The sequence below is a fragment of the Enterobacter roggenkampii genome, from assembly GCF_001729805.1.
Classification (GTDB): Bacteria; Pseudomonadota; Gammaproteobacteria; order Enterobacterales; family Enterobacteriaceae; genus Enterobacter; species Enterobacter roggenkampii.
In genome coordinates, this window is the sequence record NZ_CP017184.1 from 1,173,503 (window position 1) to 1,195,854 (window position 22,352).

General features: G+C 58.0%; 17 protein-coding genes and 1 pseudogene. 11 read left to right on the forward strand and 7 right to left on the reverse strand.

The annotated features are described in order from the left end of the window. The gene (gene betB, locus BFV67_RS05405) at positions 1-1,473 is read right to left on the reverse strand and encodes a betaine-aldehyde dehydrogenase (protein ID WP_069597963.1); all 1,473 of its coding nucleotides are present in this window, start codon (positions 1,471-1,473) and stop codon (positions 1-3) included. Between the two features lie 13 nt (positions 1,474-1,486). After that, positions 1,487-2,074 (reverse strand): transcriptional regulator BetI, encoded by a 588-nt coding sequence (gene betI, locus BFV67_RS05410; protein ID WP_008500977.1) that lies wholly within the window; start codon positions 2,072-2,074, stop codon positions 1,487-1,489. Between the two features lie 128 nt (positions 2,075-2,202). Here betI and betT point away from each other — a divergent pair, with 128 nt between their 5' ends. The 8 genes and pseudogenes from betT to BFV67_RS24865 form a co-directional block, all read left to right on the forward strand. Next, the gene (betT, locus tag BFV67_RS05415; protein WP_025912683.1) at positions 2,203-4,236 is read left to right on the forward strand and encodes a choline BCCT transporter BetT; all 2,034 of its coding nucleotides are present in this window, start codon (positions 2,203-2,205) and stop codon (positions 4,234-4,236) included. 677 nt (positions 4,237-4,913) lie between these two features. After that, positions 4,914-5,294: a hypothetical protein gene (locus tag BFV67_RS05420; RefSeq protein WP_025912684.1), complete on the forward strand. Its 381-nt coding sequence runs from the start codon at positions 4,914-4,916 to the stop codon at positions 5,292-5,294. Between the two features lie 33 nt (positions 5,295-5,327). Then, positions 5,328-5,924 carry a hypothetical protein gene (locus BFV67_RS05425; RefSeq protein WP_025912685.1) on the forward strand — a complete coding sequence of 199 codons (597 nt, stop codon included), beginning with the start codon at positions 5,328-5,330 and terminating at the stop codon, positions 5,922-5,924. Between the two features lie 103 nt (positions 5,925-6,027). Next, positions 6,028-6,582, forward strand: a complete 555-nt coding sequence (locus tag BFV67_RS05430) for a fimbrial protein (protein ID WP_025912686.1) — start codon at positions 6,028-6,030, stop codon at positions 6,580-6,582. A 57-nt stretch (positions 6,583-6,639) separates the two neighbouring features. After that, positions 6,640-7,320 (forward strand): fimbrial biogenesis chaperone, encoded by a 681-nt coding sequence (locus tag BFV67_RS05435; RefSeq protein WP_025912687.1) that lies wholly within the window; start codon positions 6,640-6,642, stop codon positions 7,318-7,320. 172 nt (positions 7,321-7,492) lie between these two features. Further along, complete coding sequence (locus tag BFV67_RS05440; protein ID WP_069597964.1) at positions 7,493-9,856, forward strand: fimbria/pilus outer membrane usher protein; 2,364 nt, start codon at positions 7,493-7,495, stop codon at positions 9,854-9,856. A gap of 77 nt (positions 9,857-9,933) precedes the next feature. After that, the gene (locus BFV67_RS05445) at positions 9,934-10,914 is read left to right on the forward strand and encodes a fimbrial protein (protein WP_025912689.1); all 981 of its coding nucleotides are present in this window, start codon (positions 9,934-9,936) and stop codon (positions 10,912-10,914) included. 24 nt (positions 10,915-10,938) lie between these two features. After that, positions 10,939-11,063: pseudogene (locus BFV67_RS24865) on the forward strand (metal ABC transporter permease); the annotation flags it as partial. Positions 11,064-11,075: 12 nt separating this feature from the next. Here BFV67_RS24865 and entD read toward each other — a convergent pair. Both entD and BFV67_RS05455 read right to left on the reverse strand, forming a co-directional pair. After that, on the reverse strand, positions 11,076-11,717 hold the full coding sequence (entD, locus tag BFV67_RS05450; protein WP_069597965.1) for an enterobactin synthase subunit EntD: 642 nt from the start codon (positions 11,715-11,717) through the stop codon (positions 11,076-11,078). 85 nt (positions 11,718-11,802) lie between these two features. After that, positions 11,803-14,052, reverse strand: a complete 2,250-nt coding sequence (locus BFV67_RS05455; protein ID WP_008500981.1) for a TonB-dependent siderophore receptor — start codon at positions 14,050-14,052, stop codon at positions 11,803-11,805. Between the two features lie 144 nt (positions 14,053-14,196). On the opposite strand from BFV67_RS05455, the gene fes reads away from it, so the two are divergent. From fes to entF, 3 genes are read left to right on the forward strand one after another with little or no spacing between them, the layout of a single operon-like run. Next, positions 14,197-15,396 (forward strand): enterochelin esterase, encoded by a 1,200-nt coding sequence (gene fes, locus BFV67_RS05460; protein ID WP_069597966.1) that lies wholly within the window; start codon positions 14,197-14,199, stop codon positions 15,394-15,396. A gap of 10 nt (positions 15,397-15,406) precedes the next feature. Then, positions 15,407-15,619 (forward strand): MbtH family protein, encoded by a 213-nt coding sequence (locus BFV67_RS05465; RefSeq protein WP_021242619.1) that lies wholly within the window; start codon positions 15,407-15,409, stop codon positions 15,617-15,619. Then, positions 15,616-19,473, forward strand: coding sequence for an enterobactin non-ribosomal peptide synthetase EntF (entF, locus tag BFV67_RS05470; protein ID WP_069597967.1), 3,858 nt, complete (start codon positions 15,616-15,618; stop codon positions 19,471-19,473). Before BFV67_RS05465 ends, entF begins: the two co-directional genes overlap by 4 nt. An 87-nt stretch (positions 19,474-19,560) precedes the next feature. Here the strand turns inward: entF and fepC are convergent, their stop codons facing one another. The 3 genes from fepC to fepD are packed head-to-tail and all read right to left on the reverse strand — an operon-like array spanning position 19,561 to position 22,345. Next, positions 19,561-20,355, reverse strand: a complete 795-nt coding sequence (gene fepC / locus BFV67_RS05475) for an iron-enterobactin ABC transporter ATP-binding protein (RefSeq protein WP_069597968.1) — start codon at positions 20,353-20,355, stop codon at positions 19,561-19,563. After that, complete coding sequence (gene fepG / locus BFV67_RS05480; protein WP_069597969.1) at positions 20,352-21,344, reverse strand: iron-enterobactin ABC transporter permease; 993 nt, start codon at positions 21,342-21,344, stop codon at positions 20,352-20,354. The genes fepC and fepG overlap by 4 nt, the downstream gene beginning before the upstream one ends. Then, entirely contained in the window at positions 21,341-22,345 is a 1,005-nt protein-coding gene (gene fepD / locus BFV67_RS05485; RefSeq protein WP_069597970.1) for a Fe(3+)-siderophore ABC transporter permease, read from the reverse strand. The genes fepG and fepD overlap by 4 nt, the downstream gene beginning before the upstream one ends. Between the last annotated feature and the right edge of the window lie 7 nt (positions 22,346-22,352).

Here is a 22,352-nt window from a genome sequence, read left to right on the forward strand (position 1 = left end):
TTAAAATATGGACTGGAATTTACCCATCTCAACCTGGATGGACTTCACCTGGGTGTAGCTCTGCAGCGTCATCACGCCGTTCTCGCGGCCAATGCCGGAGTGCTTGTAGCCGCCGACCGGCATCTCTGCGGCGGATTCACCCCAGGTGTTGATCCAGCAGATGCCCGCTTCGAGCTGATGAATGGCGCCGTGGGCGCGGTTCAGGTCGGTCGTGACGATGCCTGCCGCCAGCCCGTAGTCGGTGTCGTTGGCGCGGCGAATCGCTTCCTCAATGGACTCATAGGTGAGGATGGACATCACCGGGCCGAAGATCTCTTCGCGCACGATGGTCATCTCGTCGGTGCAGTCGGTGAACACGGTTGGGGCCACCCACGCGCCGTTATCGAAGCCTTCGCCCTTCAGCACGCCGCCGCCGCACAGCACGCGCGCGCCTTCCTCTTTGCCTTTGGCGATGTAGCGCATCACGCTGTCGCGGTGCGGGAAGCTGACCATCGGGCCAAAGTTGGTAGCTTCATCGAACAGATCGCCCGCGCGGATGCGGCCCACGCGTTCAGTGATTTTCTGCTCAAACGCGGCTTTGAACTTAGCCGGAACAAACACGCGGGTGCCGTTGGTGCAGACCTGGCCGGAGCTGAAGAAGTTGGCCATCATGGCGATGTCCGCCGCGAGATCCAGATCCGCATCGTCGAAAATAATCAGCGGCGATTTGCCGCCCAGCTCCATCGTCACCTCTTTCAGGGACGAGGCCGCGGCGTTCGCCATCACTTTTTTGCCGCTGGCGACGCCGCCGGTAAAGGAGACTTTGGCGATGCCCGGATGCTCGGTCAGGTACTGGCCGGTCTCCGCGCCCACGCCCGGCAGGACGTTAAACACGCCGTCCGGCAGGCCCGCTTCGGTGTAGATCTCGGCAAGCTTCAGGGCGGTAAGCGGCGTCACTTCGCTCGGCTTGAAGATCATCGCGTTACCTGCCGCCAGCGCCGGGGCGGATTTCCACAGGGCGATCTGGATCGGGTAGTTCCACGCGCCGATGCCCGCCACCACGCCCAGCGGTTCGCGGCGGGTATAGACGAATGAGGTCTCACGCAAGGGGATCTGGCTGCCTTCCAGCGCCGGGATCAGCCCTGCGTAGTACTCCAGCACGTCCGCGCCGGTGACGACGTCGACGGTGGAAGTTTCGGAATACGCTTTACCGGTGTCGAGGGTTTCCAGCTTTGCCAGCTCGTCGTTGCGCTCGCGCAGGATGTCGACGGCGCGACGCAGAACGCGGGAGCGCTCCATGGCGGTCATCGCCGCCCAGATTTTTTGCCCGCGTTTTGCGCTTTCCACGGCGCGGTCGACGTCTTCACGCCCGGCGGCCTGTACGGTCGCCAGAACGTCACCGTTGGCCGGGTTGATGGTCTCGAAGGTGCGACCGCTGGTGGCCGATGTATAACCACCATTGATATAAAGCTGCTGTTCTGCCATTCGGGACATAAATTCTCCTCGGTTAGTCGGTCGGTAAATGCTGGCTGATAAAGTGGCTGGTGAGCGACTGCGCCAGGGTCTTATCCAGCGGCTTGCCGCTCAGCGCGGCGCGCAGCCACAGCCCGTCGATCAGCGCCGCCAGCCCGTAGCCCGCCTCCTGGGCCTGCTCGCGCGGAAGCTCGCGGCGGAACTCGTACACCAGGTTCGACAGCAGGCGGCGGCTACTCACCTGCTGCAGGCGGTAGAGCATGGGCTGATGCATGCTGCTTGCCCAGAAGGCCAGCCAGGCCTTCATCGCCGCGCTGCTCACCTGGGTTTCATCAAAGTTACCGCCGACAATCGCCTGCAGACGCTGCTCCGCGCTGCCGTTCGGCAGGGCGTGCAGGCGGCTTAATACCGCATCGCGCAGCTGGCCGGTGATGTCGCGCATGGTCGCTTCCAGCAGGCCGTTTTTGTCTTTGAAATAGTGACTGATGATCCCCGTGGAAACGCCCGCCCGACGGGCGATCTGCGCGATCGTCGCGTCATGCATTCCCACTTCATTTATTGCTTCCAGCGTGGCGTCGATAAGCTGCCTGCGCCGGATCGGCTGCATCCCCACTTTGGGCATTATTGCCACTCCATTCATCAGCGTTGGTTAACCATTAAAGCGGTTTTTGATTGGACGTTCAATATAAAATGTGTCTTAATTGTTGCGGATTTGGATTTTAATAGTTACAAAAACAGTGAGGATACTGGATGACAGACCTTTCACAGGACAGAGAAAAAGACAAAATCAACCCGGTCGTTTTTTATACGTCCGCCGGGCTGATTTTGTTGTTTTCCCTGACAACGATCTTCTTTCGCGATTTTTCTGCCGAGTGGATTGGGCGCACCCTGAACTGGGTGTCGAAGACCTTCGGCTGGTACTACCTGCTGGCGGCGACGCTCTATATCGTCTTTGTGGTCTGCATTGCCTGCTCGCGCTTCGGCTCCGTGAAGCTCGGGCCAGAGCAGTCCAAGCCAGAATTCAGCCTGCTGAGCTGGGCCGCGATGCTGTTTGCCGCGGGCATCGGCATTGATCTGATGTTCTTCTCCGTGGCGGAACCGGTCACGCAGTATATGCAGCCGCCGGAAGGGGCAGGGCAGACGATGGAGGCCGCGCGCCAGGCGATGGTCTGGACGCTGTTCCACTACGGCCTGACCGGCTGGTCAATGTACGCCCTGATGGGCATGGCGCTGGGATACTTTAGCTATCGTTATAATTTGCCCCTCACCATTCGCTCCGCGCTGTACCCGATTTTCGGTAAAAAGATTAACGGCCCGATTGGCCACAGCGTCGATATCGCGGCGGTGATCGGCACCATCTTCGGTATTGCGACCACGCTCGGGATTGGCGTGGTGCAGCTCAACTACGGGCTGAGCGTGCTGTTTGATATTCCGGATTCGATGGCGGCGAAAGCGGCGCTGATTGCGCTCTCCGTCATTATTGCCACCATTTCGGTGACGTCGGGCGTCGATAAAGGCATCCGCGTGCTCTCCGAACTGAACGTGGCGCTGGCGCTGGGCCTCATCCTGTTCGTGCTGTTTATGGGCGACACCTCGTTCCTGCTCAATGCCTTGGTGCTGAACGTGGGCGACTACGTGAACCGCTTTATGGGCATGACGCTGAACAGCTTCGCCTTTGACCGTCCGGTGGAGTGGATGAACAGCTGGACGCTGTTCTTCTGGGCGTGGTGGGTCGCATGGTCGCCGTTTGTCGGCCTGTTCCTGGCGCGTATTTCGCGCGGGCGCACCATCCGCCAGTTTGTGATGGGCACGCTGATTATCCCGTTCACCTTTACCCTGCTGTGGCTGTCGGTGTTCGGCAACAGCGCGCTGCACGAGATTATCCACGGCAACGCGACCTTTGCACAGGAAGCGATGGCGCACCCGGAGCGCGGCTTCTACAGCCTGCTGGCGCAGTACCCGGCGTTCACCTTTAGCGCCTCCGTAGCGACCATTACCGGCCTGCTGTTTTACGTCACCTCAGCGGATTCCGGCGCGCTGGTGCTGGGTAACTTCACCTCGAAGCTGAAGGACATCAACAGCGATGCCCCGAACTGGCTGCGCATCTTCTGGTCGGTCGCCATCGGCCTGCTGACGCTCGGCATGCTGATGACCAACGGTATCTCGGCGCTACAGAACACCACGGTGATCATGGGGCTGCCGTTCAGCTTCGTCATCTTCTTTGTGATGGCCGGGCTGTATAAATCGCTCAAGGTGGAAGATTACCGCCGTGTCAGCGCCAGCCGCGACACCGCACCGCGTCCGATGGGGGCCCAGGACAGGCTGAGCTGGAAGAAACGCCTGTCGCGCCTGATGAACTACCCGGGCACGCGCTACACCAAACAGATGATGGAGACGGTCTGCTTCCCGGCAATGGAAGAGGTGGCGCAGGAGCTGAAGCTGCGCGGCGCCTACGTGGAGCTGAAAAACCTGCCGCCGGAGGAGGGCGAGACCCTGGGGCACCTGGACCTGCTGGTGCACATGGGCGACGAGCAGAACTTTGTCTACCAGATCTGGCCGCAGCAGTACTCGGTCCCCGGCTTTACCTACCGGGCGCGCAGCGGGAAGTCGACCTACTACCGGCTGGAGACCTTCCTGCTGGAAGGAAGTCAGGGGAATGATTTGATGGACTACAGCAAGGAGCAGGTGATTACGGATATTCTGGACCAGTATGAACGGCACCTGAACTTTATCCATCTGCACAGGGAAGCGCCGGGGAATAGCGTGATGTTCCCGGATACGTAAGTTACTTTTTACAAACGCGCAATATAAGGCAAGTGTCTATCGGCACTTGCCTTTTTTATCTCTTGAGTTTGCTGGCAGAACTCATCACGGGAAGGGAAGAAGGAATGTGCCGGAATAATGTTAATTTTCATCAAAAAAAATTGATCTGAGTGTGATTTCTCATGATGTAATTGATTTTTAATAGGTTTTTTTATTATTCACACGAGAGGGTGTTAGAGTTTTGTAAAGAAAATTCAGGTTTTGTATTGGGCGTTTTACTAAAACTCAAAGTTTTGTCATGAATAATCTTAAATTAACCCTATTAAGAAAAGGTTTAATTCCTTTTCTTTACTCTACTAACTTATTGATTTGACTTAATGATTGTTTATTGTTTGGTTTTTTGTTCTGTTTTGTTAATTATAATGGATGAATATGCTTGTGTAATAATTTCGTTAAAAATTAGTGTTGGCTTTATACATTTTTTTATCAAAAGGGTTTTTATACTTAATAATGTTAAGTTAGTGGTTGAATATTTCTAATAGAGTCGAAGTTGTGATTTTTTATCTTGATAAATCTGTCTCATTGTCACATTTTCTTCATTCAAATACCATCTTCTACAAATCAGGCGAACACTGATTACCCAGTGCGGAGGAGGAGATGTCAAAGAAATGAGAACGATAAGCCCCTAAGGAGTGGTTGTGCCTTTTGTCTCTGACGAACTTCTGTATGGATACACCATTTTCCAGCATCTGGAATACAGGCCAACAACGCGCACGCTAATTAATATCAAAAATGGCCGAATCAAAAGATTTGGTACAACGAAAGCCAGATTGTTTGAGTATTTATTGTCAGGAATGGATGAAGGAATTGTCTACGATAATGACATCATCGTACATGTTTTTGAAGATCATGGGTTGCGGTGCTCCAGATCTTATCTACTGTCCATGATTAAAAAAATTCAAAATGCGTTTAATACCGTCGGCTTTGAGCGGTATCCCTTTGCAAGGGTTGATGGAAAAGCTTATGTAATCGATAGGTCTTGCTTAGAGCGCATATATGTTGTCAAAACTTCATCTTAATCATGTTATGTGAATTAAAAAAAGGAATGAACGTTGACGACGCTACTGGTGTTCACTCGGAATTTTGCAATGAGGCAGGCCATTCAGGGCTTATCCTCAGCGGACAAAGCGGTATTCTTTTTTGATAACCGCCTTGAGTTTATCGTCTGTGCAACGATCCTGGATAAGCCTTGCATTTTGATTGATGCAATTGATGAAACAACAGATAACATAAGGTGGTTGTATTCTCGGCTCGCGGCCAGAGGATTATCGCGACGAACCTATTTTATTTCACCAGAAGAAAACACAGGCAATAGCTATTTAAAACTCTTCTGGCTGGTTACGACGATCAAAGAGTTGAAGGCGCTTTGCGATCGCGCAGCGAAACTCCCCGCAACGGAAAAACCCTGGGAAGTAGCCGATGTTATTTACGACAGGTTATCGGTAAAGTTATCGCCAGAACATCTGGACTTTCTGATGACGCTATACGATGCGTCGACCGGGAAATATCGTTGCAATGACCGCGATGACATTAATAAAAACTACTATTTAAGAAAGCGACTTGCATTAGGAAGCAGTTCAGAGATGAAACAGCTCATCGTTATTTTATCCACTCAGGCTTATCACCATCCTTGTCTAAAATCAGCCTGACTGGGCAATAAATAATACATTAACTGGTTTAGCGGACTTATTCCGCTGTTCCTGCATTGACATGACGTCAATGCAGATAATGTTCAATCCTAAGGATAAAGCTATGCAAACTAAAGTTACCCGTGTAATTCGTAATGTACTGACGGCCGCTGCCGTGAGTGGAATCACCTTTGCCGCTCAGGCGGCCGATGGAAAAATTAATTTCACCGGCACAATCCTTGATTCGGCCTGTACGATTGAATCCAGTACGGCGAATCAGACCGTTAACCTTGGGAAAATCCCTAAAAGCTCGTTCAGCGCGGCCGGATCTGTTGCTGCTGCAACCCGCTTCAGCATAATGTTGAACAATTGCCCCGCGGCCGTTACCTCTGCATCTATTAAGTTTGATGGTACTGCGGACAGCTCTGACACCAGTATTCTTGCGCTGAACAGCGATCAAACGGCGAAAGGTGTAGGCGTTGCGTTTTATGAAGAGGATGGCATTACCGCGATCCCTCTGGCAACCCAGTCGAAGAGCATCACCCTTGACACCAGCGCAGGCGAAGATGCCGCAAACAGCAATAAGATGACCTTCGTGGCCAAATATAAGGCAACGCAGGCTGCCGTGGTGGCGGGTACGGCAAACGCGACGTCAGATTTTACCATTACCTATCAGTAATATCCCGGGCGTACCTAAGGTGCGCCCCGTTGTCTCTTGCTGAAATATTGGGAACGTATGATGAGTCAACTTATTCGAACGATTGCGTTATCAGGCGTTTGCCTGCTCTCTCTACCGGTTCAGGCCAGCATAACCGTCGGGGGGACACGCTTAATTTATAATGGAAATGAAAGCGAAGCCTCACTCCCGGTGAGTAACAGTCGGGATGCCGTTCCCTATTTAATTCAGTCATGGGTTGAGTTAGGTGAAAACTCGAAGGAGAAGGTTCCTTTTATCGTTACGCCGCCCCTGTTCCGCCTAGACGGAGGCCATGAAAATACGCTGCGGATCATTTATACCGGTGAAAAAACACTGCCTGATAATCGCGAATCTATCTTTTGGCTAAACGTTAAGTCTATTCCCTCAATGACCCGGTCAGATGAAAATCGGCTGCTTATTGCCGTTAAGACGCGTATGAAAATTTTCTATCGCCCTGCGGCGCTGGCGTCTGAAAAATCCGGTGAAGCATGGACGAAATTAAAGTTTGAGACGCGCGGTGAACACCTGGTGATTAATAACCCAACGCCGTTCTACGTTTCTCTTTATTCATTAACGATTGGCAATAAAACGATTGCGCAGCCGCCGATGATTTCACCCTTTAGTTCCGCAACGGTGGCCGGCAGTGGAACGCAGGTGGCCTGGAAAGCCATAAATGATTTTGGTGGCGTAACGACAGAAAAGCGCCAGATGCTGAAATAAAAAATATTAACAATACGCTATGTCACTCGCGCAGGTAAGCAAAGTGAATACTGTTCCTTTTTCTCGATATGGTTTTTTCTCTGGCTCGTGGCCTAACCGCGTAAGTCGACTCTCGACGATAGCGCTTTTTATTTCGGGCGTTTTTCCCGCAGCTGCGGGCGAACTCTATTTTATGGCCGATGCGCTTGAAAAAACACACTCGACTTCTCAGGGCATCGATCTGGGCCGCTTCGAGCGGGGAGAACAGTTACCCGGCACCTACAGGGTGGAAATATGGCTTAATGAAAATTATATCCGAACGGAAAATATCTCTTTTGTATCTGTTAACGGCGTCGGGCTGGCGCCGGAGCTTAACCGGAGCGTGCTGGAATCAGTTGGTGTCAGGGTCAAGGCATTTCCTGAATTATCCATGCTGCCTGCCGAGGCAATAATTACCGATCCCGGCGCATTTATACCGGATGCCTCCACCCGGCTGGATTTTGACAGGCAGAGACTGGATATCTCTATCCCTCAATCGGCGCTTAACGCGCGGGCACGCGGCACCGTTGATCCGTCGCGCTGGAACCAGGGCATTTCTGCACTGCTGGTAAATTACAGCATCAACGGCTCGCGCAGCTGGAGCCGGGACGGTGAGGCGCAGGATCAGCTTTACACCAATCTGCAAAGCGGTATTAATGCGGGACCGTGGCGCCTGCGTAACTACAGCACCGTGACGAAGAACAACGGAAAGCAGTCGTTTTCGTCGTTGAATACGACCCTGAGCCGCGACGTCCAGTTTTTGAGAGGGCAGTTTCAGGTGGGGGAAACCAGCACCCCCGGCGACGTGTTTGACAGCGTGATGTTTCGCGGCGCCCAAATTTTTTCCGATGACACCATGTTGCCGGAAAGCATGCGCGGCTTCGCCCCCATCATTCGGGGGATCGCCCGCACCAACGCCACGGTTACCGTGAAGCAAAACGGCTACACGGTTTATCAAACCTACGTGGCGCCTGGCAGCTTTATCATTCGCGATCTTTATCCTACGTCAGCGAGCGGCGATCTGGATATTGTCGTCACCGAAGCTGACGGCAGCGTCCAGCATTTCGTGCAACCTTTCTCCGCGGTTCCCGTCATGCTGCGGGAAGGCCGCGTGAAGTATGCGCTGAGCACAGGCGAGTTTCGAACGACGAAGCATGGGGCACATACGCCCACATTTGGCCTGGGCACGTTGGCTTATGGCCTCTCCAATAATCTCACGCTGTACGGTGGCGTCCTGGGGGCAAGTAACTATGCGTCCGGCGTGCTTGGTTCCGGCCTCAGCTTTGGCGATATAGGCTCACTATCGGCGGACGTTACCCTTGCCGAAAGCCAGCTCGTTGAGGAGAAAAATCGCCGCAGCCGGGGACAGTCCTATCGGGTGCAGTATTCAAAAACGGTGGCCACGACCGATACCACCGTGACGCTCGCAAGCTATCGCTACTCCACGGAAGGCTTTTATACCTTCCAGGAGGTGAATGAATTCAGCAGCCAGCGCTACAACAAGCGAAGCCGACTGCAACTCAACCTCAGCCAGTCGCTGCAAAGCTGGGGAAATTTTTATATTTCGGCATACCAGCAGGACTACTGGGGCAGACAGGGCTATGAGCGCAACGTCAGCACCGGCTTTAACACCAGTATTCGCGATATCAATTACTCGCTCGGCTACACCTACAGCGAAACGCCGGGCAAAGACCGTAGGGACCAGATTGTAGCCTTTAACTTACAGGTGCCGCTGAGCAAATGGCTGCCGCAAAGCTGGGCCAGCTATAGCGTGAATATGCAAAAGAACGGTCCTGAGACGCACCTGGTGGGTCTGAGCGGCACCGCACTCTCTGATAATAACCTGAGCTACCTTGTCCAGCAGGGCTATACGTCGTCTGGCGGAGAATCGAGAAGTTCCTTAAGCGGAACCTATAAAGGCGGCTACGGTACCGTAAGCGCAGGCTACAACTACAGCCGACAGAACAGTCAGCTGAACTTCGGTCTGCAGGGGGGGGTTGTCGGCCACGAGCATGGCGTGACGTTCTCTCAGCCGCTGGGGGATACCATTGTGCTGCTAGAAGCGCAGGGCGCATCAGGCGTGAGCGTGCGCAATAACCCTGGCGTTAAAACGGACTGGCGCGGATATGCGGTAGTGCCCTATGCCAGCGCTTATCAGGAAAACCGGATTGCGATAGACATCGGTTCGCTGGGGACGGACGTGGATATGGACGAATCCGTAGTCAACGTCGTACCTACGCGCGGTGCCGTGGTGCGCGCGACGTTCAAAGCGAGAACAGGGTTCCGTGCTCTGATAACGTTGCTGTATCAGAACTCGCCGGTGCCCTTTGGGGCCATGGTAAAGCTTAACGGAAGCGATGCGATGAGCATTGTCGGGAGCGACGGAGAGGTCTATATGAGCGGCCTGAACGACGGTGACAGCATAACGGTACAGTGGGGAGCGAAAACCTGTCGCGCCAAAATAAACTTGAACGCCTTACCGGGTAAAATTCAGCGTACCGCTGCGACGTGTCGTTAAATTTCTCATTGCGTTAATACGTATTATTACTTTTACGAGAGAAGGCCTACGCCTTGCCTGAAATGAAGGAACATATCATGTCCACCGTATTTAAAATCGCGACGGCAGCCGTGGGATGCGCTGTCTCTCTGAATGCCTTTGCGCTGTGTTCTGCAAACGACGTAGCGGTCAACTTCGATCACAATATTGTCGTTCAGCGGGATGCGCCGGTTGGAACGGTATTAGCAACGATAATTACCAGTAACCCCATAAAATGTGACCCTGAGGGTCAGCAAATCGGATACGATGGCTCGTGGTTTATTCAGCTCTCCGGGGCGAATACGGATTACGGCGCCTCGCCGCTGGCAAACGTGCGGGCGACAGAGGTTCCTGGCATTGGCATCCGGTGGAAGAACTTTTCCAGCACCACGCAAAGTAGCGAATTTGTCACCAGAATGGACCTCAATAACCCGAACTGGAGGCGAGGGATCCTCCAGGATGGTGTATCAACGTTCACGGATACTTTTGAGCTGATCAAAACCAGCACTACCCCGGAGACGGGCTCAATACCCGCTCTGGCGATAAATATGGAATACAGTACTCCGAGAAGTAATAACATTATGCGCCTGCCGCTTTTTAAATATATATTTTCGCCGATGAATATAAGCACTGCATCCTGTCAGATTGAAGATAAAAATTTGAATATTAATATGGGAATTGCGCTATTACCGAAGTTTAACGGCGTCGGCAGCACCCAGAATCAGGTGACATTTTCCATACCGCTTATCTGTAGTGCACAGACCGCAGTGAATGTGACGTTGGATAATGTCAGCCCGCTTGCCGATCCTGTTAACGGAGTATTGGGGTTAAACAGCAGTTCGACGGCTACAGGTTTGGGCATTCAGCTAAAATATAACGATTCGCCCGTGCAGTTCGGCAAGCTTATTAAATACGGCACGACGACCTCGGCAGGAGAAATCGTCAATATTCCCTTTAAGGCCGCTTATTATATGACCTCTGCGAATGCTCGATCAGGCTCGGTGAGCGCCACGGCGTCGTTTACTATGACCTATCGTTAACGCATTATTTGAAATACCCTCGCATCCGGCCTGTTCTGCGCGGTTTCCACCGAATGCCTGAAAGATAACAGCCGAATCAAACAGAATGGGTTATGGGGATCATTTTTTCAGGCATGTTTGGTGTCGGGTTGAGCCTCTGCATTCCCGTCGGCAGGAGAGCCTTACAGCAGGGTGATCGCCTGTTCGCCGTGCTGTCGCCAGTGAAGGGTGAAGGCGGTGGCTTTGGCGTATCCTGCGCGTTGAAGGGTTAATGCCAGGGTAAGCGTTTTATCGTCGAGCTGTGTGACGCGAGTGCTGTCAAACCCCATCCAGGACTGTACCTTCGGAAAGAGGGCTTTGAACAGGCTCTCTTTGGCGCTAAACGCCAGCGTCAGGGCGAGGGGGAACGGAAAACCTGAGCAGGAAAGGACGAGCTCTTCCTGGGCATCAATGACGCCGTCTTTTATTTCCTGAGCTTCATTCTCGGAGAGGATCGTTTCGCAATCGATGCCGATAATCGCCGGATGGTCGCATGTTACAACCGCCATCGCCTGCGTGCCGCTGTGGGTGATGCTCCCTGAAACGCCTTCCGGCCAGAGCGGTTCACCGCTGGGGCCGATGCCGGGCACGGTGTGGTCAGGTAAGGCATGCGCGGCGGCGATGCGGCCTGCCAGATGCTCGGCTTTGCGTTTGCGCCCGGCGTTTGCAAGCTCAGCGTGGTGGGGGAGCCAGAGGAGATCGGCGTCGGTGAAGGTGGTTGGGTCGAAGGTGACGTGGTGTACGGTATGGCCGGCGAGAATGAACGTGCGGTGGGTGGTGTGCATGGTTTCCCCTCTATCAATAAATAGTGCGGCCTGATGCCCTCACCCAGCCCTCTCCCACGGGGAGAGGGCGGCGTTGTTGCCTTTATCAGAATCGCGTATTCACGCTCATATACCACGTGCGGCCTGGCTCATTATAGGTATAAGCCCCCGCGCCGTACATATACGCGCCGGTGGTGGCGTTCCCGGTCGTCTGGGCATTACCCGCACGCCACTGGCGCTTGTCGAAGACGTTATCCACGCCGCCGGTCAGGCTGACGTTTTTGGTCATGTCCCAGGTCGCGCTCAGACCAACGATGCTGTACGGGCTGACCTCGTCTTTTTCAGACCCGGTCACAGGCTGACCTTTGTAGTTGTACTTCTTCGGCTGCTGCTTGCCGTACCAGGTAAAGGTCGACTGGAGCGACACGTCCTGATGAACCTGCCAGCTCAGTGTCGAGTTCAGCGTGTACTCCGGAATGATCGACAGACGGTCGCCGGTCTCCTTGTTCTTGCTCTGCAGCATGTAGGTGATGTTGTTGGTCCAGTTAATGGTGTCGCTGACCGGCACGTTCAGGGAGCCTTCCAGCCCTTCAACCACCGCTTTCGGCACGTTTTCCCACTGGTAGATATCCGTCTGCACTTTACCAGATGAGGTGTGGCCGATCGGCGCGTAGCCCGCTTCGATCTTGTTGCGGTAGTCGTTGCGGAACCAGGTCACGCCCGCCAGCCAGCCGTCGCGCTTCCACTCCAGACCAATCTCTTTGTTGATGCTGGTTTCGGCCTTAAGATCGTCGTTACCCATCATGTAGCAGCCTACGCCGTCGGAGCTGGCGTAGCAGCCCTGACCTTTGCTGTAGAGCAGGTAGTTCGGGTTGGTCTGATACAGGCTTGGCGCTTTATAGGCGCGGGCGATACCCATCTTCAGCGTGAAGTCATCCCCCAGACCCTGCGACAGGTTCAGGGACGGGCTCCAGTTGTTGCCGACGATGGTGTGGTGGTCGAAGCGCAGGGCAGGGGTCAGCATGGTGCTGTCGGTCAGCTCCATGTTGTTCTCAGCGAACAGGGAGAAGATTTCCGCTGAGGTGTACGGGCTGCGATCGTTACTCATGCCCGGAATGGTGCCGCCCTGCAGGGTTTGCGTGAAGGAGGTGGAATCTTTCATGCGCTGCTGGTTCCACTCGGTACCCAGCGTCAGGTTCTGGTTAACGAGGAAATCAATCGGCAGGTTGATTTCGCTGTGCAGCATCACGTCGGCCAGATCGGTGTCGGTGAATTTATTGCTGTTGAACAAGCCTTCCGTACCGCCCGCCAGCCCTTCACCCAGACGGGAGTTGCGGGTGTGCTCGTACTGCGCCCAGTTGCTGGTGGTAATGCCGTTATCCCAGCCGCCGTTCCAGGTCACCGCGAAGTTCTGGCGATAGATACGGTTGGTCTCTTTGCCGTAGTTCTTTTTCACCAGGCCGCTGGAGCTGTTGTCGTTGTTGGTGTTCTGGGTATCACCGGCGTAGAGGTTATTCTGACGGCTGTAGCCCGCCTCAAATTCCAGAGACTGCATCGGCGCAAAGTCCCAGCGCACCACGCCGTTGATGTCTTTATTTTCTACACCCTCGCGGCCAGCAGGCAGCGTGTCGGCGTAGGCACCGGTACGGTCAGACTGGTGACCCTGGTTGATGTCCCACGCGTCGGCCTGGGTTTTGTCCAGGTTACCGAACATGCGGAAGCTGAAGTCGCCGCCCAGCGGGCCGCTCAGGCTGAAGTTGGTGCGTTTGGTGGAACCTTCATCCTTGTGTTCTGGCGCATTCAGGTAGGTGTTCCAGGAGCCGTGCCACTGGTCGTCGAATTTTTTGGTGATGATGTTCACCACGCCGCCTGCCGCGCCGTTGCCGTAGCGCGCGGCGGCCGGACCGCGGATCACTTCGATGCGCTCGATCATCTCCGGCGGCACCCAGCCGGTATCGCCGCGGGTGTCACGCTCGCCGCGCCAGCCCAGACGGATGGAGTTACGGCTGGTCACCGGCTTGCCGTCGATCAGGATCAGGGTGTTTTCTGGCCCCATGCCGCGGATATCAATCTGACGGTTATTCCCGCGCTGGCCGCTGGTGGAGTTACCGGTCAGGTTAACGCCCGGCATGGTGCGGATGATTTCCGCCACGTCGCGCGCGGGCGGGTTTTTCCGGATCTCATCGGCGGTGATGGTCGATACCCCCGGCGCCTGCAGATTCTGCTCGGCGGCGGTGATCACCATCGTATCTTCGTGCTGCGCAGAGGCGGTGTTGTCGTCTGCCAGAGCAGGCAGCGCGACGCCATAAATCCCTAAATTGACCAGCAAGGCCAGAGAGTGAATCTTCTTATTCATTGTACGTCCTGCTTTTGTGGTTGTTTTATGAGCGCTTCCCACAGCGCGGGCACTACGCTATTGCAAATGCAAATAGTTATCAATAATATTATCAATAAAATTTGCTCTGAAACAAAAAAGACTGTTAAACATGAGGTTATAAGGGTGACGGCGTTAACAACGGGAAGTGAAGCGTGGTGGCAGTCGAAAAACGGGCCTGAATGGACGCCGGAAAAGGGAAACTATCGCGTCACGTTCTGGTGGCGTGACCCGGCAGGAACGCAAAGAACGTCACCGATCAAACGCGTCTGGCTCTACGTCACCGGCGTGACCGATCACCACCAAAATGCCCGCCCGCAGTCCCTCGAACGCATTCCCGATACCGACGTCTGGCAGTGGCAGGGCGAGTTCAGCCCCGAGTGGCGCGGAAGCTACTGTTTTATCCCTTCCGTGAATGAAAACGATTTTGCCAGCGTCGTGTTTGAAGGCGAGCAGCCGGAACGCATGGCGCTGCGTGAAGGCTGGCGCAAGCTGCTGCCGCACGCGGTTTCTGACCCGCTGAACCCGCAAAGCTGGCGCGGCGGGCGCGGCCATGCCGTCTCGGCGCTGGAAATGCCGGAAGCACCGGTTCAGCCGGGGTGGAATCATCCCGATACGCCGTATCAGCCACCAGTCTGCATTGAGTGGGAAAGCGCGCGCCTGAAAAATCGCCGTCGCGTCTGGACTTTCACCACCGGGAGCGACGACTCGGAACGCCCGCTGGCGGTCCTGCTCGACGGGCAGTTCTGGGCCGAAAGCATGCCGGTCTGGCCTGCGCTGGCGTCGCTCACCGCCGGGCGCAACCTGCCGCCAGCGGTCTACGTCTTAATCGATGTTATCGATATGGCGCATCGCAACCGCGAGCTGCCGTGCAATCCCGACTTCTGGCTGGCGGTGCAGGAAGAACTTCTCCCCCTTGTTAAAAAACGCGCGCCGTTCAGCGACCGCGCCGACCGTACGGTGGTCGCAGGGCAAAGCTTTGGCGGTCTATCATCCCTTTATGCCGCACTGCACTGGCCGCAGCGTTTTGGCTGCGTGCTTAGCCAGTCCGGCTCCTACTGGTGGCCACACCGCGGCGGCCAGCAGGACGGGCTGTTAATCGAGCAACTTAAAACCGGCGAAATATCCCCTCGCGGGTTACGCATCCTTCTTGAGGCCGGGCGCAACGAGCCGCTCATCTTCCGCGCGAATCAGGCGATATATGCCGAACTGCACACACACCAACCGGTTATCTGGCGTCAGGTTGACGGCGGACACGATGCGCTTTGCTGGCGCGGTGGGCTGACGCAGGGGCTTATCACCCTCTGGCAGCCGCTTATTCACTAACGGAGTCTGTATGGAATTCAGCAATCCTTTCGATAATCCGCAGGGACAGTTCGCCATTTTGCAAAACGACCAGGGGCAGTACAGCCTGTGGCCACAGCAGTGCGAACTGCCGGCAGGGTGGGGCGTGGTGTGCGAAGCACAGTCTCAGGAGGCGTGCCAGCAGTGGCTGGCGGAACGCTGGCAGACGCTTGAGCCGTCTTATTTCGCGGGGGAGAACGCATGAACCGTCTTCCTCTCGTCGCCGCCCAGCCGGGGATCTGGATGGCGGAACAGCTGTCCACGCTGCCAAACGCCTGGAGCGTGGCGCACTACACCGAGCTGAAAGGCGATATCGATGCGCCGCTGCTGGCAAAAGCCATTGCCGCGGGCATGATGCAGGCCGATACCCTGCGCATGCGCTTTGCGGAAGACAACGGTGAGGCGTGGCAGTGGGTGGATGACACCTTCATTCTGCCGGAACCGTCCATCGTTCGCGTTGATTCCCACGCCGCCGCCGTGGCGCTGATGGAGGCCGATCTCAGTCAGGATCTGCGCGTGGACAGCGGTCAGCCGCTCGCTTTCCATCAGCTGATTCAGGTCGGTGAAAAACACTGGTACTGGTATCAACGCTATCACCATCTGGTGGTGGATGGCTTCAGCTTCCCGGCCATAACCCGCCAGATCGCCGCGATTTATGCCGCGTGGAAAAAGGGCGAACCCACGCCGGAATCCCCGTTTACGCCATTTGCAGAGGTGGTGGACGAGTATCAGCGCTATCGCGACAGCGAGGCGTACCGGCGCGACGGCGCCTTCTGGGCCGGGCAGCGCAAAGAGCTGCCTTCTCCGGTCTCGCTCTCCTCCGCGCCGCTGCCGGGCCGCGCCGCCACGACCGACATTCTGCGTCTGAAAATTACCGCCGACGGCCGCGCCTTCAGCCAGCTTGCACGGGCGGCAGGGCAGGTACAGCGCACCGACCTGGCGCTTGCGCTGGTGGCGCTGTGGCTGGGGCGCCTCACCGGACGGCTGGACTACGCCGCCGGGTTTATCTTTATGCGCCGGATGGGATCCGCGGCGCTCACCGCGACCGGGCCGGTGCTTAACGTCCTGCCGCTGGCGGTCAATATCGATCCCCAGGAGAGCCTGCCCTCGCTGGCGCTGCGCCTGGCGAACCAGCTGAAAAAAATGCGCCGCCATCAGCGCTACGACGCCGAGCAGATCGTGCGCGACAGCGGGAAAGCGGCGGGCGATGAAGCGCTGTTTGGCCCGGTGCTGAACGTTAAAGTGTTCGACTACCAGCTGGATATCGACGGCGTGGAGGCCATCACCCACACGCTGGCGACCGGCCCGGTGAACGATCTGGAGCTGGCGCTGTTCCCGGACGAGCAGGGCGGGCTGAGCATGGAGATCCTCGCCAATAAGCAGCGCTACGATGAGGCGACGCTGACGCGTCACGTCGCGCGCCTGAACGCGATGCTGGTGCAGTTTGCGGCCAACCCGGACCTGCGCTGCGGCGAGGTGGAAACCGTTTCAGAGCAGGAATACGCAAAGCTCGCGCGCATCAACGATACCGGGCTGGCGCTGCCGTCCACCACGCTCGCGGATCTGGTGGCGGAACAGGCGAGCAAAACGCCGGATGCCCCGGCGCTGGTGGATGCGCACGTTGAACTCAGCTATCGTCAGATGCGCGAGCAGGTCGTCGCGCTGGCAAACCTGCTGCGCGCGCGCGGCGTGAAGCCGGGCGACAGCGTGGCGGTGGCCCTGCCGCGCTCGGTATTCCTGACGTTAGCGCTGCACGGCATTGTGGAGGCGGGCGCCGCGTGGCTGCCGCTCGACACCGGCTACCCGGACGATCGCCTGCGGATGATGCTCGAGGACGCGAAGCCGTCCCTGCTCATTACCACCGACGAACAGCTTCCGCGCTTTAGCGATCTGTCCGTCGAGACGTTTAGTTACAACACACTTTTACCGGCCACCGATGCTGAACCGCTGCGTCTGGCAAAGCCGGAGCAGACGGCGTACATCATCTTTACCTCCGGTTCGACCGGGCGTCCAAAAGGGGTCATGGTCGGCCATACCGCCATCGTTAACCGCCTGAAGTGGATGCAGGACCATTATCCGCTGGGCGCGAACGATGTGGTGGCGCAGAAAACGCCGTGCAGCTTTGACGTGTCGGTGTGGGAGTTCTGGTGGCCGTTTATCGCCGGGGCGAAGCTGGTGATGGCGGAGCCGGACGCGCACCGCGACCCGCAGGCAATGCAGAGCTTCTTCGCGCACTACGGCGTGACCACTACCCACTTCGTGCCGTCGATGCTGGCGGCGTTTGTCGCCTCGCTGACGGCGGAAAACGTCGACTGCTGCAACACGCTTAAGCAGGTGTTCTGCAGCGGCGAAGCGCTGCCGACGGCGCTGTGCCGCGAGTGGGAACAGCTGACGCACGTGCCGCTGCATAACCTTTACGGCCCGACGGAAGCGGCGGTGGACGTCAGCTGGTATCCGGCTTTTGGGCCCGAGCTGGCGGCGGTGGAAGGCAACAGCGTGCCGATCGGTTTCCCGGTGTGGAACACGGGGCTGCGCATTCTGGATGCGATGATGCGCCCGGTACCGTTTGGCGTGGCGGGGGAGCTCTACCTCACCGGCATTCAGCTGGCGCAGGGGTATCTGGGACGCCCCGATCTCACCGCCAGCCGCTTTATCGCCGACCCGTTCGCGCCGGGCGAGCGGATGTACCGCACCGGTGACGTTGCCCGCTGGCTGGATAACGGCGCGGTGGAATATCTGGGCCGCAGCGACGACCAGCTCAAAATTCGCGGCCAGCGCATCGAGCTGGGTGAAATCGACCGGGCGCTGCTGTCGCTGCCGGACGTGGCCCAGGCCGTGGCGCATGCCTGCGTCTTCAACCAGGCGGCGGCAACGGGCGGCGATGCCCGCCAGCTGGTGGGGTACGTGGTTTCTGAATCCGGCTTACCGCTGGACCGCGACGCGCTGCTGGAATCGCTCAAAACCCAGCTGCCGCCGCATATGGTGCCGGTGGTGCTGCTGCAAATCAGCGCGCTGCCGCTGAGCGCCAACGGCAAGCTGGATCGCAAGGCGCTGCCGCTGCCGGAACTGACCGGTAAAACCTCCGGTCGCGCGCCGGAAAGCGAAACTGAAATCGCCGTGGCGCAGGCGTTTGCCGCGCTGCTGGGCTGTGAGATCAGCGACATTGAGGCGGATTTCTTTGCCCTCGGCGGCCACTCGCTGCTGGCGATGCGCCTCGCGGCGCAGCTCAGCCGCGCGTTCAACCGCAAGGTCACGCCGGGGCAGATTATGGTCGCCTCGACGGTCGGCAAGCTCAGCGCGCTGCTGGACTCGCAACTGAGCGACGAGCAGGCGCAGCGTCTGGGGTATGAAACCCTTCTGCCGCTGCGTGAAAGCAACGGCCCGACGCTGTTCTGCTTCCATCCGGCGTCCGGCTTTGCCTGGCAGTTTAGCGTCCTGGCGCGCTACCTCAACCCGCGCTGGTCAATCGTCGGCATTCAGTCGCCGCGCCCGGAAGGGCCGATGCAGCAATGTGCGGATCTGGATGGGGTGATTGAGCATCACCTGAATACGTTGCGTAAGCAGCAGCCGCAGGGGCCGTATTACCTGTTCGGCTATTCCCTCGGCGGCACGCTGGCGCAGGGCATTGCGGCCCGCCTGCGCGAGCAGGGTGAAGCGGTGGCGTTCCTCGGCCTGCTGGATACCTGGCCGCCGGAAACCCAGAACTGGGCGGAAAAAGAGGCCAACGGCCTCGACCCGGCGGTGCTGGCGGAGATCGAGCGCGAGCGGCAGGCGTTTATCGCCGCCCAGCAGGGACAGGGCTCCAGCGAGCTGTTTAACGCTATCGAAGACAACTACGCCGATGCGGTGCGGCTGCTCACCACGGCGCACAGTTCGCGCTTTGACGGTAAAGCAACGCTGTTTGTTGCCGAACGTACCCGAACGATGGATCCGCATACGGCCTGGGCGCCGTGGGTGGGCGAGCTGGAGGTCTACAGCCAGGACTGCGCCCACGTGGATATCATTTCACCGCAGGCGTTTGAGAAAATTGGGCCAGTGTTGAGGGAGATTTTGGGGTAACGTCAAAATCGCCGGGTGGCGGCTACGCCTTACCCGGCCTACGGGAGCCGAGTGTAGGCCGGGTAAGGCGTAGCCGCCACCCGGCAATTACCGCCGACCTAACGGCACCACCAGCGGCGTTCCCGCCACCGGATCGTCAATAATCATGCAGCGCATACCGTAGATCCGCGCGATCAGCTCCGGCGTGACAATCTCTTTCGGCGCACCCTGCGCCACAATCTCCCCGTCGCGCAAGGCAATCAGGTGCGTGGCGTAGCGGCACGCCTGGTTTAAATCGTGCAGCACCGCCGCCAGGGTGTAGCCCTGCGTGCGGTTCAGCTCGCTAAGCAGCTCCAGCAGATCAATCTGGTGGCTGATGTCCAGCCAGGTTGTCGGCTCGTCCAGCAGCATGATCGACGTTTCCTGCGCCAGCACCATCGCAATCCACGCCCGCTGACGCTGGCCGCCGGAAAGGGTGTCCACGCTCTGCTGGGCGAGATCGGTGATGCCCGTCGCCCGCATCGCGCGGTTCACCGCCTCGTCATCTTCCTTGCGCCAGCGGGTAAACAGCGGCTGGTGCGGATAGCGCCCGCGCGAGACCAGCTCCTGCACCGTGATGTCCCCCGGCGTGGTAGCGTTTTGCGCCAGCAGCCCGATGCGCCTGGCCACCTCTTTGCTGGCGAAGCGCTGGATCTGCTCGCCGTCGAGAAGCACGCTCCCCGTAACCGGCGTCATCAGGCGGCTCAGGGTGCGCAGCAGGGTCGATTTTCCGCAGCCGTTCGGGCCGATAATCGCCGTGAAGTGGCCGTCCGGAATGGCGACGGATAAATCACGGGCAATGATCTTTTTGCCGTAGCCGAGAGTGAGATTTTCGCCGCGCAAGCGGGTGGTTGAATCTGTCATTTCTTGCGAGACTCCTGAACGAGCAAGACGATAAGGTAAATGCCGCCGAGGCTGACGGTCACCACGCCCACCGGAAGCTGGTAAGGCATAAACAGCCGCTGGGCGCAGAGATCGGCGGCCAGCAGCAGCAGCGCGCCGCACAGTGCCGCCTGAATTAATCCCCAGCGCGCCGTTCCGCTTAGACGTCGCGCGATATGCGGCGCGACAAGGGCGATAAACGAGATCGGCCCGGCGATGGCGGTGGAGGCGGCGGTCAGCAGTACGGCGACCAGCATCAGCATCAGGCGCGAGCGCTCGACGCTCACGCCCAGCGCGCAGGCGCTGTCGTCGCCCATCTCCAGCAGCCGCATGCGTCGCACCAGCAGCAGCGCGCCGATAAACATCAGCACAATCAGCGGCGCGGCGGGCCAGGTTTTGCCCCACGTCAGGCCGTTGAGAGAGCCTGCGTACCACAGCCCGGCGGAAAGCGCCGTTTCCAGCGAGGCCTGCAGCAGCAGCCAGGTGTTAAAGGCCATCAGCATCGCGCGGATGCCGATACCGATAATGATCAGCCGGAAGGTGTCGATGCCGTTGCGCCAGGCCAACAGCCAGATAACCAGCGACGTCAGAATGCCGCCCGCCATCGCCGTGAAGGTAATGGCCGTCAGGTGCTGGCCGAACAGCACCATCGCCACCAGCACGCCGCTCCAGGCCCCGGTATTGAGGCCCATCACGTCCGGGCTGCCGAGCGGGTTGCGCATCAGCGACTGGAATATCGCGCCGCTGACGCCGAGCGCCGCGCCGACCAGGATTGCCATCGCCACGCGCGGCAGTCGCCATTCAGTGACCACCATGGTGATGTTACGCGGCGCGCTGCCGGTGAGAGCGTGAAAGACCTGCGCGAAATCAAGCGTTACGGCACCGCTTTGCAGGCTCCAGACCGCCAGCAGCAGACTGGCGACGACCAGCAGGGAGACGCTGGTGACTAAACGCCGGGACGGGGCCCTCATGCGCCACCTCCGCGTTTACGGCGCACCAGGAAAATCAGCACCGGCGCGCCGATAAAGGCGCTGACCACCGAGACGCGCAGTTCACCCGGCACCAGCAGGCGGCCCAGCACGTCGGCAAACAGCAGCAGGGCAGGCGTCGCCAGCAGCGTGACCGGCAGAGACCAGCGGTGATCCGCCCCTACCAGCCAGCGCGCCATGTGCGGCATCATCAGGCCGATAAAGGCGATCGGCCCGACCACGGCGGTCGCGCTGCCGCACAGGACGGTGATGGCCAGCAGGCCAATCAGCTGCGTGCGCGCGACGCGGTTGCCGAGCGCGGTGGCGGTGTCGCTGCCGAGGCTCAGGCTGTTCAGCGCCCGGCTTAACGACAGCGCTACGGCGGCGGCAATCATCATCGGGATCGCCACCACTTTCAGCGTTTCAAGAGTGCGGATATCCAGCGAACCGGCCTGCCAGAAGCGCAGCTGGTCGTAAACGTCCGGGTTGAGCAGGGCGATGCCGTTGGACAAGCCTTCCAGCACCGCCGCGAGCGCCACGCCCGCCAGCGTCAGGCGTACCGGACTCAGCTGACCGCCGCCCTGGCTGCCGGTAAACGCCACTAGCAGCGAGGCGGCCAGCGCGCCGCAGAAAGCCATTACCAGCTGCTCAGACGGAGAGGTGAAGCCGAACAGCGCCGCGCCCAGCACGATGGCAAAGCTCGCGCCGGAGTTAACGCCGAGAATGCCGGGGTCCGCCAGCGGGTTGCGGGTGAGGGTTTGCATCAGGGCACCGGCAAGGCCGAGCGCGCCGCCGGCCAGCAGTCCAGCAAGGGTGCGGGGCAGGCGAGCGTCGAGCACGATAGTGCAGTCAGCGCTTTGGCAGGTGCCAGTAAGCGCATCAACGATGACGGACGCGGGAAGCGGCTTCGCGCCGACCAGCAGGCTGAGTGCAATCGCCAGGATCAACAGCAGCAATAAAACGGGCACGGCAACGGCGCGCACCGAAGATGAGGAAAACGACATAGCAACA

What these genes read in the sequence shown, in the direction of transcription:
- BFV67_RS05430 (WP_025912686.1), top strand. Translation starts at nt 6,028, where the DNA reads ATGCAAACTAAAGTTACCCGTGTAATTCGTAATGTACTGACGGCCGCT.
- betI (WP_008500977.1), bottom strand. Translation starts at nt 2,074, where the DNA reads ATGCCCAAAGTGGGGATGCAGCCGATCCGGCGCAGGCAGCTTATCGAC.
- entD (WP_069597965.1), bottom strand. Translation starts at nt 11,717, where the DNA reads ATGCACACCACCCACCGCACGTTCATTCTCGCCGGCCATACCGTACAC.
- BFV67_RS05465 (WP_021242619.1), top strand. Translation starts at nt 15,407, where the DNA reads ATGGAATTCAGCAATCCTTTCGATAATCCGCAGGGACAGTTCGCCATT.
- BFV67_RS05435 (WP_025912687.1), top strand. Translation starts at nt 6,640, where the DNA reads ATGATGAGTCAACTTATTCGAACGATTGCGTTATCAGGCGTTTGCCTG.
- fepC (WP_069597968.1), bottom strand. Translation starts at nt 20,355, where the DNA reads ATGACAGATTCAACCACCCGCTTGCGCGGCGAAAATCTCACTCTCGGC.
- fepG (WP_069597969.1), bottom strand. Translation starts at nt 21,344, where the DNA reads ATGAGGGCCCCGTCCCGGCGTTTAGTCACCAGCGTCTCCCTGCTGGTC.
- BFV67_RS05445 (WP_025912689.1), top strand. Translation starts at nt 9,934, where the DNA reads ATGTCCACCGTATTTAAAATCGCGACGGCAGCCGTGGGATGCGCTGTC.
- BFV67_RS05440 (WP_069597964.1), top strand. Translation starts at nt 7,493, where the DNA reads ATGGCCGATGCGCTTGAAAAAACACACTCGACTTCTCAGGGCATCGAT.
- BFV67_RS05455 (WP_008500981.1), bottom strand. Translation starts at nt 14,052, where the DNA reads ATGAATAAGAAGATTCACTCTCTGGCCTTGCTGGTCAATTTAGGGATT.
- entF (WP_069597967.1), top strand. Translation starts at nt 15,616, where the DNA reads ATGAACCGTCTTCCTCTCGTCGCCGCCCAGCCGGGGATCTGGATGGCG.
- fepD (WP_069597970.1), bottom strand. Translation starts at nt 22,345, where the DNA reads ATGTCGTTTTCCTCATCTTCGGTGCGCGCCGTTGCCGTGCCCGTTTTA.
- betB (WP_069597963.1), bottom strand. Translation starts at nt 1,473, where the DNA reads ATGTCCCGAATGGCAGAACAGCAGCTTTATATCAATGGTGGTTATACA.
- betT (WP_025912683.1), top strand. Translation starts at nt 2,203, where the DNA reads ATGACAGACCTTTCACAGGACAGAGAAAAAGACAAAATCAACCCGGTC.